The organism is Ferruginibacter profundus (assembly GCF_054783275.1).
This window is the reverse complement of the sequence record NZ_BAAGQW010000003.1, coordinates 238,848-255,845: the sequence shown is the minus strand read 5'-3', so window position 1 is coordinate 255,845 and position 16,998 is coordinate 238,848. Positions and strand designations below refer to the sequence as shown.

Genomic DNA, 16,998 nt, shown 5'->3' with positions numbered 1-16,998 from the left:
TCCCTGGTATTTCCCTAAGCACTTGATTGCCATACAGGTATAAAAAAAGCCTCCCCAATTTACCGGGGAGGCTTTTTTATAGAAAGATATGAAGTGTATTATCTTAAGACTTCTGCCCTGCCCATGGCCAGGCGGTTGCCTACTACATCCACAACTTCAATCCAGTAAACTCCGGTTCCCTGGTTTCTCAAATCAACATCCATTCTTCCGTAAGGAGAAGAGATAGAATAGTTCTGTGTAAGAACTCTCTTACCTCTTGCATCGTATACGTTGATACCACGTGGTAAGTTGGTGTTGTTGATGATACTCCAGTATCTAACCTGGAACAGACCGTTACTTGGGTTAGGATAAATGAATACCCTTCCGCTAACAGAATCTGTGATTGAAACCTGGTTAGACAAATTCGTACAACCGTTAACATCAGTAACTCTTAAAGTGTAGTCACCTAATCCGTCAACAGTTACAAGATAAGAACTGGCAGTAGCACCTGGTACCGCCACACCACCTCTCAACCATGTGTAAGTTGCTGCCGCAGGAGTCACCGTAGAGAACAATGTGGTGGTTTTGCCCGGGAACAATTTAGTAACAGGAGAAGCTCCGATTACAATGGTTGGTAATGGGTTAACAGTCAGTTTCACAATTCTTGAAGAAGAATCACGACAAGCTACTGTGCTTACAGAATCTTTGTAAAGATATCCGTTCATTGAAACAGGAGGAGCAGTGATAGTTAATGTACCGGTTTTTGCACCAGCATATACACCACCATTGGCAACGTCTGTCCAGGTATTACCATTAGTGGTACTTACCCTCCAGTTATGATTTACTACCGATCCGGCAGCAACAGTTGTAAAGCTGGTTACTTTATCTGTACAAACTACAGCATCAACTGGTTGAGTTGGGAACGTAAGTGGCAGGTTAACTGTAACAGGAACCTGTGTTGCATTAGATACACAACCAACAGTTGCATATTTAAAGTTGATACTGTAACCGCCGCTGATTGAGCCCTGGTCACCAAATGTATCATCTACTACAAACAATTTCCATGTACCGTTAAAGTTACCGGTAAAGGTTGCTAAAGCCGGATTTGGTCCAACAAAAGCACCAGGTCCCGGAGCTGGCCAGTTATCGTTAGGAGCGCCATCCGTAGGTAAGTAAGTACCGGTTGCGTTACCCGCAGTCAGGCTCATTGCGCCGGCTGCTGCATCGCTAAAGGTATACGTTACGTTGTTTAAGATAGCTGCACCACCAACATCAGACATCAATATTACATTTTGTCCGGTTGGAGATTGTAACAATACATCGATATCATCAGACCATGTGTGGCTGATACCAGATATAGTTACAGAATTTACAGACACACCAGATGTTGGTAAACCGCTAACGGCAATACCAGCAGGGTAAGGTGTAGCTACTGAACCATCATTGATGGTGATAGCTGCTGTATTAGAGAATGTAGGAGTAGCGTCAGGGCCGATACTTGTAACGGTTACGTTATAAGTAGTGCTGCTTCCTGGTTTAGCGTAAACAGTGTTTACTGAAGTTCCTGCATAAGGAATGGTTGCATTAGCATCTAACCATAATCCTGTAACTGGGCTCCAAACACCAGATGCTGGCGGACCGTACAGGTAGTTAAACGTTAAAGACCATGATGTAAGCGTACCCACATCACCTGCACCACCATCATACATACCTAATGTCCAGTTACCGTTAGGTACTGAATATAAACCTGCAAATGTGCCTACTGTTGGTAACATACCTGTAGGACCAGCTGCTGGTGAAGAAGCAGGACCTGCGGCGTCTGCTTTAAAGATGCCATTGTATGGATTAGTACCTGAGCTAAGTGCTGCAGTACCGGTTGAGCTAACACGTGTATTGGTGAAACCAGTAGTTACACCTGCACCGCCTGTACCGGTTAAATAATAATCCAGGTTTAAGATAGCGTTGTTTGGTGCTTTAAGAACCATAACAAGGTCACCATCCCATGTGTGATTGATATTAAATGCTACAGACATACTGGTAATAGCAGCAGTTGTAGGCAATGGAACATTGATTGTGCTTGTTGCACCTGCAAGGCTGTTATCAGGTATTGCTACGCTGATTGGGCCTGAACTGTATGTTGTGGTAAACGGAGACGGTGCAAGAGCCGAAGTAATACTTAATGGCACTGCAGGGTTTCCTAAACACATAGTTACTGCAGCCGGATTAACCGTAGGAGCAGCAGGTTTGTAGTTAACATCAACTTTTAATGTACCGATACAACCTGTAGTACCATTTGTACCAGTGATGGTATAAGTAGTATTTACAGTTGGAGCAGCGTATACAGTTGCAGTTGGTGTACCGGCAACATATGGTATAGTAGCAGCAGCATTGGTGTATAAACCGGTTGCTGGAGACCAAACATAAGTTGAAGCACCACTTGCTGTTAACAATGTACCGCTAACACCTGGAAGACCACCGCAAACAGGGCTAACCGGAGAAACAGTTACAGCCGGTAAAGGATTAACTGTTAAGATAGCCGCTGCTGAAATAGCATTCGGAGGACAAGTACCACTAACCACACAACGGTAACGGTACGTGTTAAACGTAGCCGGAGCACCGGTGATAACTAAGGTATTTGTTGTTGCACCGGAGTAAGGAGCAGCATTGGTAATATTGGTATAGCTACCACCACCGTTTATGCTCACCTGCCATTGGTAAGAAATACCTGCACCAGATCCTACGATGCTGAATGTGGCATTGCTGTTAGCACAAATGGTAAGATTGCTTGGAGGTGTTACTACCGCCGGCAATTGGTTTACATTGATAGTTATTGCTCCTGTAGTCTGACAACCGTTTGGTGCAGTACCCAATACAGTGTATGTAGTGGTGCTGGCAGGAGAAGCAGCAACAGGGTTAGCTGTTGTTGAGCTTAAACCATTTGGAGGAGACCATAAGAAAGTATAACCAGCAGGAGGAGCTGCAGGTTCTGAATAATTAAGTGTCAGACTCCAGCTGGTAATAGTACCAACATCGCCACCTGCACCATCTCTTGCGCCAAACAACCAGTTACCGTTAAGTGTACCCGCTGTGTTGTATAAAGGGGCAAAAGTTGTGGCAGTAGGAGTAAATCCTGTTGGAGCAAGGGCTGTTAACGATCCATCAGGAGCATATGTTCCTGTAAATGGAGCACCGGCTGCAGGAATTACTGTAGTAGAGGTTGAGTTGATAGTAGTATTAACAAAATTATCACCCGAACCACCTTTTGAATTTACGAGGTTCAATACCTGGTTGTTTGGTGCTTTCAGGAATAATCTCAGATCACTATCCCAGGTATGGGTAATGTTGAAATTAACACTTGCAGCAGTACCAACCGCTGCAGGAGGAACACCCGATACAGTAAGTGGGGTGCTGATACCTGTAGCATTAGCATCCGGTATAACCACTGCAATAGGACCTGAGCTAACAGTTGTAGTTCCTGCAATAGGGGCACCAACAATTGTTAATAATGTTGGGTCTCCCGCACAAAGTGGTGTGCTTGGGCTTGCAGTTACTGTTATTGCATTTACAGTTGTTGGAGAAACTGTAATAGTAGGAGTACCACTGTTACCGGTACCTACGCAACAAGGGTTGCCATGTACAATAACTGATACCAGGCTGTAAGTTGTAGTTACAGCAGGAGTAACAGGAATGTTAGCACCGCTTATGTAGTTGTTAACAGCGAAATCAGCACCAACTGACGGGTGTATAATCAGGTCATATGTATATGATGGATCACCACCAGTCATATCAACCTTTAAGTTAGCTGTAGAGCCTGTACATGTATTTGGATTGATGGTTGTAAAGCTGGTATAAACAGCATTATCAATACCAATAAAGTCAGAGTTGGCACCGGCAGGGCCACCACCTGTTACAAAATACCTGAAAGCCAGGCGACCGGAAACACCGGCAGCTGGTAAGCCAGACATTGTAACGGTATATTGTGTCCATGCAGTTGGATATCCTGTACCGGTTAAGTTTGGATTGATATCTAACAATAAAGTAGTGAAATCTCCCACACTGGTTTCGGATGTACCAACGTTTACGCTTGCACCGTTAAGGCTTTGTCTTAATTGCAGCCTGTCGGGGAAAGTACCGGTGGTAGTACGTGTGTAGAAAGAGAATTTATCACCATTTTTAAAAGTAACCTGAGGCGTAAACATCCAGTCACTGATAGTACCAACGCCGGCAGTGTTGTTGAAGTTTGCAGAAGCAAAACCAGCACCACTTTGAGGGGCAAATACTAAAGAGTTAGTTTGAGACCAGTTAGTAAGACCAATAGGGCTGCTAAGGTTTTGAATTGGCCATCCTGCAGGAGGAATAGCACCATCAAACTGTTCGCTGAAAAGGTTTACTGGTGGACCTGGGATCTGCACCTGGCTTAAAACAGAAGCAGTGATAGGTACACATGGAGGAGGAGCAGCACAGTTAATACCTGTAACAGTCATCGTGTAATGATCGCAGGTAGTGTTTGCAACTGCTTCGTTAACTACTAATACAATGGTTTCGTTTGGAGCCATTGTAAAAGAAAAAGAAACCGGGGTACCACCGGCAAGTGAGCTTAAACCACCATCAGCTTTGTAATTAGTACAAACGTTGGCAGCGCTGAAGCTGTTGCTGTAGGCTGTAACAAAACAGTCACCTGAAGTACCATCAGCAATATAATTTACCGTTACGCACTGGCTGGCGCAGGTAAGGTTTTGCATAGTGTAGGTGTCGTAAAAGTACGGACCTGCACCTGATGTACCGGGACACGCCCTGGTAAAACCGCAACTCATTAATGAACCATCTCTGAAAAGACGGGCACCGGCAATTGTAGCATCTCCCGCTGCTAAAGAACCGGTAAATGTACAAACATCGTTAATGATGTTTGCTGTTGGTAAACTGCCGCCTTTAAAAGCAGCCGGATTGCTCTGCATTTTTGCAGCAATCACTTTGTTTGTTGCAGGAACGTCTGTTGGCTCTGCGGCACCAACAACTCCCGGAAACGTCTTCTTTGTAGCAGGACGAATGGAAGTTGTAGCGGCAGGCGTAACAGCCGGTCGCTCAGTGGGTAACCCTTTCGTAGCACTGGCGGGCTTTGTAAGAGCCTTTTGTTGCTGCGCAAAAGAAACCTGAAAAGAAATGCCCAAGATCAGAATCGACAGAAACGTCTTGAGCAAATACACCTTAAAGTCTTTTCGTGTAGTTGTTTTTTGCATAAAAAAATGTTTTAGTTTGTTTGCGTACTTAAGAAAGACCTGGATAGTACATGTTTAGGAGTAAAGCAGTGCAGTTCAGGTAGTACAGCATTAAAGGTAATAACTTTAACTTTAAATTATCGAATTTTTGCCCTGTTTTTTCCACAAGAGGCCACTTGGTGAAAAAAATAAATATGAAAAGCTTATTTTGAGCAGATTTTTATTACAAGCCTGCTCAGTACTGCAATTGAAGCTTAAACATTAATACAATGATTGCAGCAATAACTCATTAAAATTCTGAAGGGAGGAAATCTTAAGGTCGGCTGCATGCCATTTAAGTTCTTTGCTGATCTTAGGGTCCGGAACAACAACACACTTCATCCTGGCAGCTTTTACGGCTATCATTCCCGGAAAAGAATCTTCAAAACAAACACATTCTGCAGGCACCGCTTTTAATTCAGCGGCACAGTTCAGGTATACTTCCGGGTGGGGTTTGCCATTGGCCAGCAGGGCAGCCGAGGTAATGGTATGCAAATGCGGCCTGATGTTTATAAGATCAACCACCACATCTATCAGGTTGCGTGGTGAGGAGGATGCAATACCGATCTTAAAATTTTTATCGATAAAAAAGTTAAATATATGCGACAAACCGGGCATGGGCTTACCTTTTTGCAGCACCAGTTCAATAACCTTGTCAATCAGGTCTTTTTCAATAATACCTGCTTCCTGCAAGGGTATTTTAAAATGGTTAAACCAGTGCGTGATAAATTCTTTGGTGCGCAGGCCGGTAGTGCTGGCATACTGCTGTGGCGTTAATTGGATACCGTAACGGCTGAAAATAGTTGCAGACGCCTCATTCCATAAGGGTTCGGAATCTATCAGCAGGCCATCCATATCAAAAATTACGGTATTCAGTTGCATAACTGCAAATATATTAACTTCATCAGCTGATTGCGGTTTCCTTAAAAATTTTATGTTGTAGCGGCAGATATCTAATTTGCATCAAAAGGTATCTTAAAATATTTTTGTGTAATGAAACAATGGCTTGCACGCTTTAAAGAATCCAAACTGGTGAAAGGTACAGTGTATGCCGTGGTTGGTTTGTTTTCCTATCCCGGCATCAACCTTATCAATAAGCTTGAAATTAAGGGGATGGAACACCTGCAAAAGTTGCCCAGGCAAAACGTGTTATTTGTAAGCAATCATCAAACCTATTTTGCAGATGTAATTACGTTTCTGCATATTTTTTGTGCCGTAAGCTGGCGTAAGAAAAATAAGCTCGGCATTCCCTACTATTTATTGTGGCCATTTACCCGGGTAAAATATGTGGCTGCGGAAGAAACCATGAAAAGTACCTGGATAAGTAAATTATTTAGTTTGGCAGGTGCTATAACAGTAAAGCGTACATGGCGGGCAGAAGGTACAGAAGTGCGCCGTGGTTTAGATGCATCGGATACCAGGAAAATACAGCAGGCCTTGCAAAAAAACTGGGTCATCACTTTTCCGCAGGGTACTACCAAACCCTTTGCGCCCGGGCGTAAGGGTACAGCATTTATCATTAAGCAATTGCAACCCATCGTTATCCCGGTTGTTATAAACGGTTACTGGAGGGCCTTTAATAAAAAAGGATTAAAATTTAAAAAGAAAGGTACTTTACTATCAGTAACTTTTAAAGAGCCTTTACAAATTGATTATAACGATACCACCGAAAATATTTTAGCAATAGTGATGGATTCTATTGAGCAGAGCAAAAAATTCATGCTCAAAGGCAGGCATCATTTAATGTCTGTTACTGATAAATAATCCCTGATGAAGCGAACCATTTTTACTTTTCTTTTTATTGCAGCAGTAATTTTTTCCCAGGCACAGATTGTTATTAAAGGAAGGGTGGTGGATAGTAAATCTGATTTGGCTATTGCTAATGCAAGTATCTATTTGAATAATACTTCTATCGGAGCCATTACCAATGCCAGGGGAGAGTTTGTAATTACTACCAGCAGTATTTACAGTGGCGAATTAATAATATCTTCTATAGGCTACCAGGCACTTTCCTATCGCCTGGACAGCAAAGATGCTGATAAGCACACCTATACATTTAAACTGGATATTAAGGAAAACGAAATGAAAGATGTATTAGTAATGAATGATTTGGCAAGGCAGCAATGGCTTAAAATTTTTAAAGATAATTTTTTGGGTATTACAGAAGAAGGGGATAATTGTAAAATTGTGAATTTGAAAGCCGTTTATTTCACTACGGGTAAAGATAAAAATACGATCTATGCCTATGCAGATAGTCCCCTCATCATCATTAATAAAATGCTGGGCTACAAAATATCATTCGACCTGATTGAGTTTAACTTTAATAAAGAAAATCACAGCACTTATTTTGTGGGCTACAACAGGTACGAAGACATGGGAGATAAAAGACGTTGGACAAAAAGGCGCAGGGAAAATTATTTTGGCAGCACGATGCACTTCTACCGGTCACTGATAAGTGATAGCCTTAAAGAAGAAGGGTATTCAATACTGGCAGTAACCAAAAAACAAATTACAGATACACTTAAGCGTGAGAAGGTATGGGAGATCACTAAAAAAGATACTTTTGTTACCCAGCCAACCACAGCCCGTAAAATTTTATTTTCGGATAGTACAGGTAACTATTATTTGAAAGCAGATGGAAAAATAACAGTGAATTATAATAAAGTACCTCATACAAAAGCTTACCTGGTGAATAAAGTTTTTGTAGAAGGGCTTAGCCATTATTATGGATTTACGGCTTACATTAATTTGATGAGCGACAAAGTGGCACTGGATGGCAACGGTATTATTATTGATCCCATGCAGGTGATATACAATGGTTACTGGGTATACGAAAAAATGTGTAATCAATTGCCCTTTAATTATACACCCGATTAAGATCAGTCTTTTGTAAACAGTGCTCTTAATTCATCCGCTTCCTCGGCTTTCATTTTTCCGCCAAGTACCAAACGCAATTGCCTTCTTCTTAAGGCTCCTTCAAATAATTTTTTTTCTTCTTCAGTTTCGGGGATGAGCTGATTTACTTTTCTTGGTTTACCATTAGGATCCAAAGAAACAAAAGTATAATATGCTTCATTGCTTTTGTACCTGTATTGCTGAATGGCATCTTCGCCCCACACTTTCATGTGTACTTCCATGCTGCTGGTAAATGCCCTGGTAACCTTAGCCTCAATATGTACCACATTACCGATCTTTATAGGGCTTTCAAAAGATATATTATCAACAGAAGCCGTTACAACCGGTGCATTGCAATGTTTCATGGCGGCCAATGCAGCAGCAATATCCATCCAGTACATTAAACGGCCCCCCATCAGGTTACCAAAATTATTGGTGTCATTGGGTAATACCAATTCCGTCATTACTACCACTGATTCACCGGCTTTCTTTTCCATAAAAAATTTTTGCAAATATAGGCTGATAAATACGTAACAATTTTATCTGCCGGAAATTTTATTATGGCTTATTGTTTTTTGCCGGCTGCATTTAAAGCGGGTGACTTCTTCACTTCGCAATGCCGCATGTTTTGTTATTCTGCCATTGGTTCGCTTGCGCCACATTTTAAAACTTGATGCTTTCATTTCTTTACGCATCAGTACAATTACTTCCTTTTCCTTTAAACCAAACTGCATTGCTATAGCTTCAAACGAAGTACGGTCTTCCCATGCCATTTCAATAATCCGGTCAATGTCTTTTATATCCAACATGGCTTTACTCATTTTGTTTCCTGTTTTTTCTGCATTTATCACTGCAATATTTTACTTCGCTCCAAACTTTCTCCCATTTTTTTCGCCAGGTAAAAGGCCTGTTGCAAACAACGCAGATTTTAACGGGCAGGTCCATTTTCTTTTTTGTCATAAACCGGTTAAATATTTTTCTGCTATGGAAAGATGGTTCTGTTGTTTTTCTGCTGGCATTTTATCAAACGTTTTTATAAGCATACCCAGCCGGGGATTTTTTAAAAAGAAGCTCCGGTGTACATGCATAAAGCGCCAGAACAAGGCATCCCAGGTTTTTGTCCAGTCGCCTTTTTCGTAATCACTCATTTTTAGTAAATAATTACTGCTGCTGATATACGGCTTTGTGGTCATTAATCCGCCATCTGCAAACTGTGTCATACCATACACATTGGGTACCATAACCCAATCGTACGCATCAACAAACATTTCCATAAACCATTTGTATACTTCATCAGGATCAAATTCGCACAACAACATAAAGTTGCCCAGCACCATCAGCCTTTCTATATGATGGCAGTAACCGGTTGCTAAAACTTTTTTTATCACATTGTCTATAGGTAAAATGCCTGTGTCGCCTGTCCAGAAACTCCGGGGTATTTTTCGGCTGAAGCCCCAATAATTTCTGGTACGTTGCTTACTGCCTTCCCTTTCATAAACTATACGGATAAACTCACGCCAGCCTAAGATCTGCCTTACAAAACCTTCCAGAGAATTAAGCGGTACCTTGTTGCCTGCAGCGGCAGCAATGGCTGCTGAAATTATCTGCCCCGGTTCTAATAACCCGATATTAAGTAACGGGCTTAAAACAGAATGGTATAAAAAATTTTCTTTGGCTACAATGGCATCTTCGTACATGCCGAATTTTGAAAAACGTTGCTGTAAAAAATCAGCCAGCCATTTTTCTGCGCCTGTAAAACCGGTGGGATAAATAAATGTGTTGACAGAACCATAATTACCCGAAAAGTTTTTTGCCACGTAGGCCCTGGCCTCAGTGACATACTGGTGCTCCTTTTCAAAAGATATTACCGGTGCTTTTTCTTTTTTGGGAAATTTCATCCGGTTATCAGCATCGTAAGTCCATTTTCCTCCTTCGGGGCCGCCCGAACTATCCAATAAAATATTTCTTTTTTTTCGTTGATCAATGTAAAACCCTGTTTGAAAATAGGTTTTCTTTTTATCGAAATAAGTTTTTACATCAGCAGGCGTATTTAAAAATTCAGGTGAGTTGTGTTCAATGTACCCGATACCTTTTTGCGTACAGGCTTCCACAAGTCTTTTTTTCAGCCAGTTATCGGCAACATCGGCAAAATGAATTCCGGTTATTTTCAGTTGCTGTAATTGCGCTATTAATTTCCTTACATCACTCGTTTCAGTTATGGCATCAACATAATCAACACTGATTTTTTTTTGAGAGAGGTAAGCAGCGTAACATTTCATTGCAGCCCTGTGCAATACCAGCTTTTGCTGGTGAAACCTGTATTGGTTAAAAAATAAATATTCCTCTACCAGGTATACTTTTCTTCCCGGCTTAACAGCGGGATGCTCCTTAAAAAGCTGGTGCGGAAATATGAGCGTTACTTCTGTCATGATAAATACAGCAGTTTAAACAAAATGAAAGATGATTTGTTTACTCATCACAAATACTTAATTATGGAAACCTTAAAAGGTAAAAATGTTTTGCTGGTTGGCGCCACCGGGGGCATAGGCAGTAAAACAGCTAAACTATTGGCCGGCAGCGGGGCGTCACTTTTTTTAGCTGCAAGAAATGAAGCTAAGCTTAAACAGGTTGCAGGCGATTGCAATGTAAATGAAGAAAGAACTTTTGTGTTGGATATCTCTCAACCGGCAGCTGTAAATGAATTGAAAGAAAAATACTTTCAGCAATTACCCACAATAGACATTTTAGTAAATGCTGCCGGCATAGGTATCATTAAATCTATGGATGCATTAAGTGAAACCGATTTTTTGCGGTCGCTCAATTATAATTTGTACGCCCCTTTTTTATTGGTTAAAGCTTTTTTGCCCGCCATGAAAGAATTAAAAAAAGGGCTGATCATTAATATACCGGGCGTTTTAGGTAAAGTACCTATGGCTGGTGCGGCTGCATACAGCGCCAGTAAATACGGATTGGTGGGTATGATGCAAAGTATACGGGAAGAACTAAAGCGCACCGACATCCGCATTACTAATTTATTCTTAGGGGGAGTGGATTCTTCCTTTTGGGATACCATCGATTTAAAAGTGCAGCGGGAAAAAATGATACAGGCAGAAGAAGCTGCTAAGGCAATATGGTTTTTATGTCAACAACCCATTAGTGGTGTGGTAAGCGAAATGGTATTGCAACCTTTTAATCACCAGGCCATTTAACGCAAAGCCAATTGTTTTATTTGGTAGTTCGTCACCATTTTTCGAATTTCGAATACTGAACTGCAAATTATGAACGAACATAAAGAACCTATTTCATTTGAGAATACCCAAACCGCATTTGCTTACAAAAGTGATGACCAGTTAAAAAAAGCACATTTTCTTTTTTCATCTATGGGCAAACCCTGGCTGGTAAACCTGGGTTTAAAAATTACGCCGTATGCTATTAACTGGCACCTGCCTTTTACAAAAACAGTTATACGCAATACTATTTTTCAGCAATTTGTTGGCGGTGAAACGCTGGCTGAAACTGCAAAAGTGGCCGACAAGCTGGAAGAATACAACGTACAGGTAATTTTAGATTACGGTGTAGAGGGAAAAGAAGGCGAAGATAATTTTGAACATGCAAGGGATGAATTTAAAAAAGTAATTGATTATGCAGCCACGCAGGCCAATATACCTTTTATGAGTGTAAAGGTAACCGGCTTTGCACGGTTTGCTTTACTGGAAAAGTTAGACGGCATGATGAACACTGCAACGGGTACTTTAATGAAACGCTACCTGCACGCAGTTGAAACATTGCCGGCAACTGAAAAAGAAGAATGGCACAGGGTGCGCCTGCGTATGTTGCAGGTTTGTGAAGAAGCTGCAGCAAAAAATATAGGCGTATTAATTGATGCCGAAGAAACCTGGATACAGGACCCGGTGGATGCCCTGACGATTTTAATGATGGATACTTTTAATAAAACAAAGGCAGTAGTATTTAACACGCTGCAATTGTATCGTCACGACAGGTTACAGTTTTTAAAAGATTCTTATACTGCAGCTGAAGAAAGAAATTTTATCCTTGGGGCAAAATTGGTGAGAGGCGCATATATGGAAAAAGAAAGATTACGTGCAGCGGAAATGAATTATCCTTCACCTATTCAACCCGATAAAGAATCATCCGACAGGGATTATAATGCTGCGGTAGAATTTTGTATAGAGCACCTCGATCGGGTATCGGTAATTGTGGCTTCACACAACGATTACAGCAATTTATATACTACACAATTACTCGATAAAAAGGGATTGCCCCACAACCATCCTCACGTGCATTTTTCTCAATTGTATGGTATGAGCGATAATATTACTTTCAACCTGGCAAAATCCGGTTGTTCAGTAAGCAAGTACTTGCCTTTTGGGCCAATCAAAGACGTAGTACCTTACCTGATGCGCCGTGCTCAGGAAAATAGTTCAGTTGCCGGGCAAACCGGAAGAGAATTGGCATTGATAAAGAAAGAGATGGAAAGGCGCAAAATATAAGCTCCGGTTTGTTAAAGCCCTGATGTATTGATTTATTTTAATGTTAATCGGTTACCTTTGCGCCGAAAACTAACTGTAACCAATTGCGCTTTATATTAACTGCTGTTTTGTGCCTGCTGCTAACGATTGCCTTCTCACAGGCAAAACGTATGCCTGCTATAAAGCTGGCTCTTCCCGTAAAAATTGATGGCGATCTTAATGATGAGGCCTGGAAAGCGATTCCTGCTTCGGGAGATTTTATTACTTTTTCGCCGCATTTTGGAAACATATCCAGCTATAAGACCGAGGTAAAAATAGCATACGATGATAATGCCGTATATGTGGGTGCGTACCTGTATGAAAAGCCGGAGAATATACGTACCCAGCTTACTGCCAGGGATATATCAGACCGGCAGGATGTGGACGTATTTACAGTTGGCCTGGATACTTATCTTGACCGGCAGAATGCTTTTCTTTTTAAAGTAACCGCAGCTGGTGTGCAGGCAGATGCCAAAGGTTCTCAAAACAGTTCGCCGGTGTACGATATTACCTGGAATGCTGTTTGGGAAAGTAAAGTAAGTATTAAAAAAGATGGCTGGGTAGTTGAAATCAAAATCCCGTTTAGTGCAATACGTATTTCTAAGAATGAAGTGCAGGACTGGGGATTAAATTTTGCCCGCTTTGTACGTAAAGAAAATGAAAACAGTATCTGGAGCCCCGAAAATCCTAATATTAATGGCGATATTAACCAATGGGGAACCTGGACAGGATTAAAAAATATCAAGCCCCCTTTACGCTTATCATTTCAACCCTATATTTCAGGAGGATTCAGGAACTCACCTACAAATAATGGCAATGTAACGGAAGTTTTAAAAAGTGGCGGAATGGATGTTAAGTATGGTATCAATGAAAGCTTTACGCTTGACATGACGCTGATACCCGATTTTGCGCAGGTACAAAGCGATAATTTATTGCTTAACCTTACACCTTTTGAAGTAAAATTTGATGATTACCGTCCTTTTTTTACAGAAGGTACCGAACTGTTTAATAAAGCCGGACTGTTTTACTCCAGGCGTGTTGGTGCAGCACCGGGCGGGGCATCTGCAGTACTTAAAAAGTATGGCAGCGATCCTGGTTACAGGATAGATAAAAATCCCGGCATTACAAGATTATATAATGCAGCCAAAATATCGGGCCGTACCAGGGATAATTTGGGCATAGGCGTTTTCAACGCAGTATCAGTACCCATGTATGCAGATATTACCAGGCTTTCCAATGGCACCGATTCCAGCATTTTAACAGAGGCTTTAACCAATTACAATATTGTTGTATTAGACCAGGCTTTAAAAAACCGTTCGTTCATCAGTTTTACCAACACCAACGTGATGCGAAAAGGCAATAGCCGTAACGCTAATGTAGGTAGTGCAGATCTGTCTTTGTTTGACAGAAAAAACACCTACAACTTTGCGCTCTCCTGCAAGTTCAGCACTATATGGGGTGATAATTATACAAAAAACGGTTACCGTTCCGATATCAGTTTTAGTAAAGTGAGTAAACTGGTAAGGTACTCTGCCGCAGCAAATATTATCAGCGATAAATTTGACCCTAACGACCTGGGGTACCTGCTGAGCAATAATCAGATGGTGTATAGCGGGGCCATCAGCTATAACCTGCTGAAACCTAAAAACAGGTACAATACCAGGATATACAGTGCCGGCTTTAATAATTCTTTTTTATACAAACCTTTTAACTGGACGGGCTTATCAGTGAATGCCAAAGCATTTTTCCTGTTCAGGAATTTTTGGGATGTTACTTTCAGTTTTCAAAGCCAGCCTTTGTGGAGCAAAGATTATTTTGTAAGCTCTACGGTTTACAATGGAAGTTTCCTTATGCGTAAACCAATTTATTACCTGGGTATAAACGGAAGTACCGACAGCAGGAAAAAATTATATTTTAACTACAACATTGCAGGTGCAGAGTCGCCTTCGCCAGATGATCCTTACTGGACTTCGGAAGCCGGATTAAGGTACAGGGTCAATGATAAATTTCAGTTCAGTGCAGATATGATCATTGAACATGATAAGGGAAACTGGGGATGGTCTTACATTACTGATAACCAGGGGAGGCCTGCAGTTCCGCTGATCATTGCAAAACGCAAGGTTAAAAGAAATACCGGTGTTGTAACCGCACAATATAATTTTACCAAAAGAATGAACTGGACAGTAAGGGTACGTCATTACTGGTCGGCGCTGGAGAATACTAATTTTTATAACTTAAGAAATGACGGCTACCTGGATGATATCGCATTTATTCCGGGAAAAAATATTAACTACAATACTTTTAACGTTGACATGTTTTATACCTGGGATTTTTTACTGGGCAGCCGCATTACAGTAGCCTGGAAAAATGCCTTAGGCACAAACGTTAACATCGATCCGTACAGCAATACTTCTTATTTAAAAAACTTCGGGCAAATGGTAACCAATCCTCACAGCAATGAACTTACTGTAAAGATCGTTTACTTCCTGGATTACCTAAAACTTAAAGGGAAAAGCTGATAAATACTTTATCATTTACTTTATCATTGCTTTGATATATTTTGGAAACAACTTACCTTGTTGCAAATTATTTTATATGAGCCAGGATACTGCAAATGATTTATTGAATTACGATGAGCATCAAAATGATGTGCTTCCCTCAGGTTTAAATATTTTAACGATCCTTACATTTATCGGCTGTGGCCTCCAGATTCTTATAACAGCAATTACTCCCTGGTTATTGAATTTTTCAAAAAATATGATGGATAAAGCGGAGTCCTCCGGCCAGGAGCTTACTGCAAAACAATTGGAAGATTTTGCTAAGGCCAAAGAAATGATCGCCATGTCTGAAAAAAATATTATCCCTGTTTTAGTAACCAGCGCCCTGGGTATAATATTATGTTTTATCGGGGCATTATGGATGCGTAAATTAAAAAAGGACGGGTATTGGTTATATATTGCCGGGCAGATTATACCTATTGCAAGCGGCGTTTTTTTTATGGGGAAATACCAGTTTGCCGATTGGAAAAGTTATATAGGCATTGCAATAACCGCAGTATTTATTGCATTGTATAGTTTTCAAAAGAAGTACCTGGTAAAATAGGTAGTTTGTTTACCAGGCTTTGGAAGTAGCTCCGTTAAGTAATTTTATAAAATACAAATGCTTGTTTTCAAAATAATCAGGTGTGGCTGTTTCTTTTTTTAATACTACCGGCCTGAAGTTATACTCGCAGAATACTTTTTCTGTTTTATCATTGATGTGATTAATAAGATCATCAGGATATCTGGTAAGCAACTTTGTAAACAAGTAGACGGTTTCAAATCCCCTGAAGGCCATATCACTTGGCTTTATCCTGAATTTTTTGGCATAGGCACTCATCAGTATTTTGCTGTAAGTATCTTTTTTCTCATTAAAATAGGGCGAGGTAAAATAAAAGGGAAAATCTTTAAAATCATCTTTCTTTTGTAACGATGCAAAACCATCCCAGTTAGGCATGCCTATTAAAATCCTGTTGTATACTGCTGGCAATTCATAACAGGCAGCTCCCAGGTTGCCTGCAAAATTTTCATCAAGGCTGCCGCCTATGATAACGGATTTCCTATTACTGTCTAATTTTGATTTAAGGTAAGCAGAGCTGATGGTGCTGTCGAAATTCAATGTTTTTATATTCAGCAGTGCCCTGCCATCCTGTTCGTTCAAAAATTTAAAATACCCTGCTACTTTATCTTCCTGCGCCCCGTTCTTTCTGCATAAAAAAATCTGGTCGGTACCATGTTGTTGCAGCAGGTAACTATAAATAGCTTCGCAATGTGCTTTCAGCGTGGAATTCATTATCACCGTGAAGGGATTGGCAGTTACCCCGCCATCGTTAGGATAGGTAGCAGAAATGAAGGGGATGTTTTTTAATAGAGCAAAATCTGCCAGTTGTTTGTAATCGGCATCTTTAACGGAACCGATTATAAGGTCCAGGTTATCTAATTGCTTTGCATTAATCAGGTAACTGATATTTTTGGTGTACGATTTAGAATCGTAGATGGTAGCTTCAATATTTTCATTGCCTGCCTTCATTGAATCCAGTGCAATTTCTGCACCTTGTACAAATTCAACTGCGGGTACCATAAATTTAGGCAGGCCCTGTTTGTATCGGAAAGTATTGTTGCTGAACATTGAATCCAGGTAAAGCGGGGCAAATATCCCTACTTTATAAGTGGGCATTTTTTTTACCGAATCTGTTTGTGCTGTTACATGTAAAAATGCAACAACTGCCAGTACAAACAACGATACTTTTAGAAACTTTGTTTTCATAATAATCAATTCTAAATATCAAAACTAAACCTCTG

General features: G+C 40.7%; 13 protein-coding genes. 6 read left to right on the top strand and 7 right to left on the bottom strand.

Annotation, left to right across the window (positions count from 1 at the left end; all coding sequences use genetic code 11):
• Positions 1 to 98: 98 nt before the first annotated feature.
• On the bottom strand, positions 99 to 5,216 hold the full coding sequence (locus tag ACYVM0_RS21000; protein ID WP_460560355.1) for a choice-of-anchor J domain-containing protein: 5,118 nt from the start codon (positions 5,214 to 5,216) through the stop codon (positions 99 to 101).
• Positions 5,217 to 5,456: 240 nt separating this feature from the next.
• Positions 5,457 to 6,116 (bottom strand): HAD family hydrolase, encoded by a 660-nt coding sequence (hxpB, locus tag ACYVM0_RS20995; protein ID WP_460560353.1) that lies wholly within the window; start codon positions 6,114 to 6,116, stop codon positions 5,457 to 5,459.
• 111 nt (positions 6,117 to 6,227) lie between these two features.
• Between hxpB and ACYVM0_RS20990 the strand changes: the two genes are divergently transcribed.
• Positions 6,228 to 6,998, top strand: coding sequence for a lysophospholipid acyltransferase family protein (locus tag ACYVM0_RS20990; protein ID WP_460560351.1), 771 nt, complete (start codon positions 6,228 to 6,230; stop codon positions 6,996 to 6,998).
• A gap of 6 nt (positions 6,999 to 7,004) precedes the next feature.
• A complete protein-coding gene (locus tag ACYVM0_RS20985; RefSeq protein ID WP_460560349.1) occupies positions 7,005 to 8,111 on the top strand; it encodes a peptidase associated/transthyretin-like domain-containing protein in 1,107 nt (368 codons plus the stop codon).
• 2 nt (positions 8,112 to 8,113) lie between these two features.
• On the opposite strand, the gene ACYVM0_RS20980 is transcribed toward ACYVM0_RS20985, so the two are convergent.
• From ACYVM0_RS20980 to ACYVM0_RS20965, 4 genes are read right to left on the bottom strand one after another with little or no spacing between them, the layout of a single operon-like run.
• Positions 8,114 to 8,626 (bottom strand): acyl-CoA thioesterase, encoded by a 513-nt coding sequence (locus ACYVM0_RS20980; RefSeq protein WP_460560347.1) that lies wholly within the window; start codon positions 8,624 to 8,626, stop codon positions 8,114 to 8,116.
• A gap of 42 nt (positions 8,627 to 8,668) precedes the next feature.
• Positions 8,669 to 8,980 (bottom strand): TIGR03643 family protein, encoded by a 312-nt coding sequence (locus ACYVM0_RS20975; protein ID WP_460560345.1) that lies wholly within the window; start codon positions 8,978 to 8,980, stop codon positions 8,669 to 8,671.
• Positions 8,943 to 9,074: a DUF2256 domain-containing protein gene (locus ACYVM0_RS20970; RefSeq protein WP_460562314.1), complete on the bottom strand. Its 132-nt coding sequence runs from the start codon at positions 9,072 to 9,074 to the stop codon at positions 8,943 to 8,945. The genes ACYVM0_RS20975 and ACYVM0_RS20970 overlap by 38 nt, the downstream gene beginning before the upstream one ends.
• Before the next feature lie 11 nt (positions 9,075 to 9,085).
• Positions 9,086 to 10,558, bottom strand: coding sequence for a cryptochrome/photolyase family protein (locus ACYVM0_RS20965; protein WP_460560343.1), 1,473 nt, complete (start codon positions 10,556 to 10,558; stop codon positions 9,086 to 9,088).
• Positions 10,559 to 10,621: 63 nt separating this feature from the next.
• Between ACYVM0_RS20965 and ACYVM0_RS20960 the strand changes: the two genes are divergently transcribed.
• From ACYVM0_RS20960 to ACYVM0_RS20945, 4 genes are all read left to right on the top strand, one after another.
• Positions 10,622 to 11,338: an SDR family oxidoreductase gene (locus ACYVM0_RS20960; RefSeq protein WP_460560341.1), complete on the top strand. Its 717-nt coding sequence runs from the start codon at positions 10,622 to 10,624 to the stop codon at positions 11,336 to 11,338.
• A 69-nt stretch (positions 11,339 to 11,407) separates the two neighbouring features.
• Positions 11,408 to 12,640 (top strand): proline dehydrogenase family protein, encoded by a 1,233-nt coding sequence (locus ACYVM0_RS20955; RefSeq protein WP_460560339.1) that lies wholly within the window; start codon positions 11,408 to 11,410, stop codon positions 12,638 to 12,640.
• An 83-nt stretch (positions 12,641 to 12,723) separates the two neighbouring features.
• Positions 12,724 to 15,177, top strand: coding sequence for a DUF5916 domain-containing protein (locus tag ACYVM0_RS20950; RefSeq protein ID WP_460560337.1), 2,454 nt, complete (start codon positions 12,724 to 12,726; stop codon positions 15,175 to 15,177).
• Between the two features lie 76 nt (positions 15,178 to 15,253).
• Positions 15,254 to 15,760 carry a hypothetical protein gene (locus ACYVM0_RS20945; RefSeq protein WP_460560335.1) on the top strand — a complete coding sequence of 169 codons (507 nt, stop codon included), beginning with the start codon at positions 15,254 to 15,256 and terminating at the stop codon, positions 15,758 to 15,760.
• 9 nt (positions 15,761 to 15,769) lie between these two features.
• Here ACYVM0_RS20945 and ACYVM0_RS20940 read toward each other — a convergent pair whose 3' ends face one another.
• Entirely contained in the window at positions 15,770 to 16,963 is a 1,194-nt protein-coding gene (locus ACYVM0_RS20940) for an ABC transporter substrate-binding protein (RefSeq protein ID WP_460560333.1), read from the bottom strand.
• Positions 16,964 to 16,998: the final 35 nt, after the last annotated feature.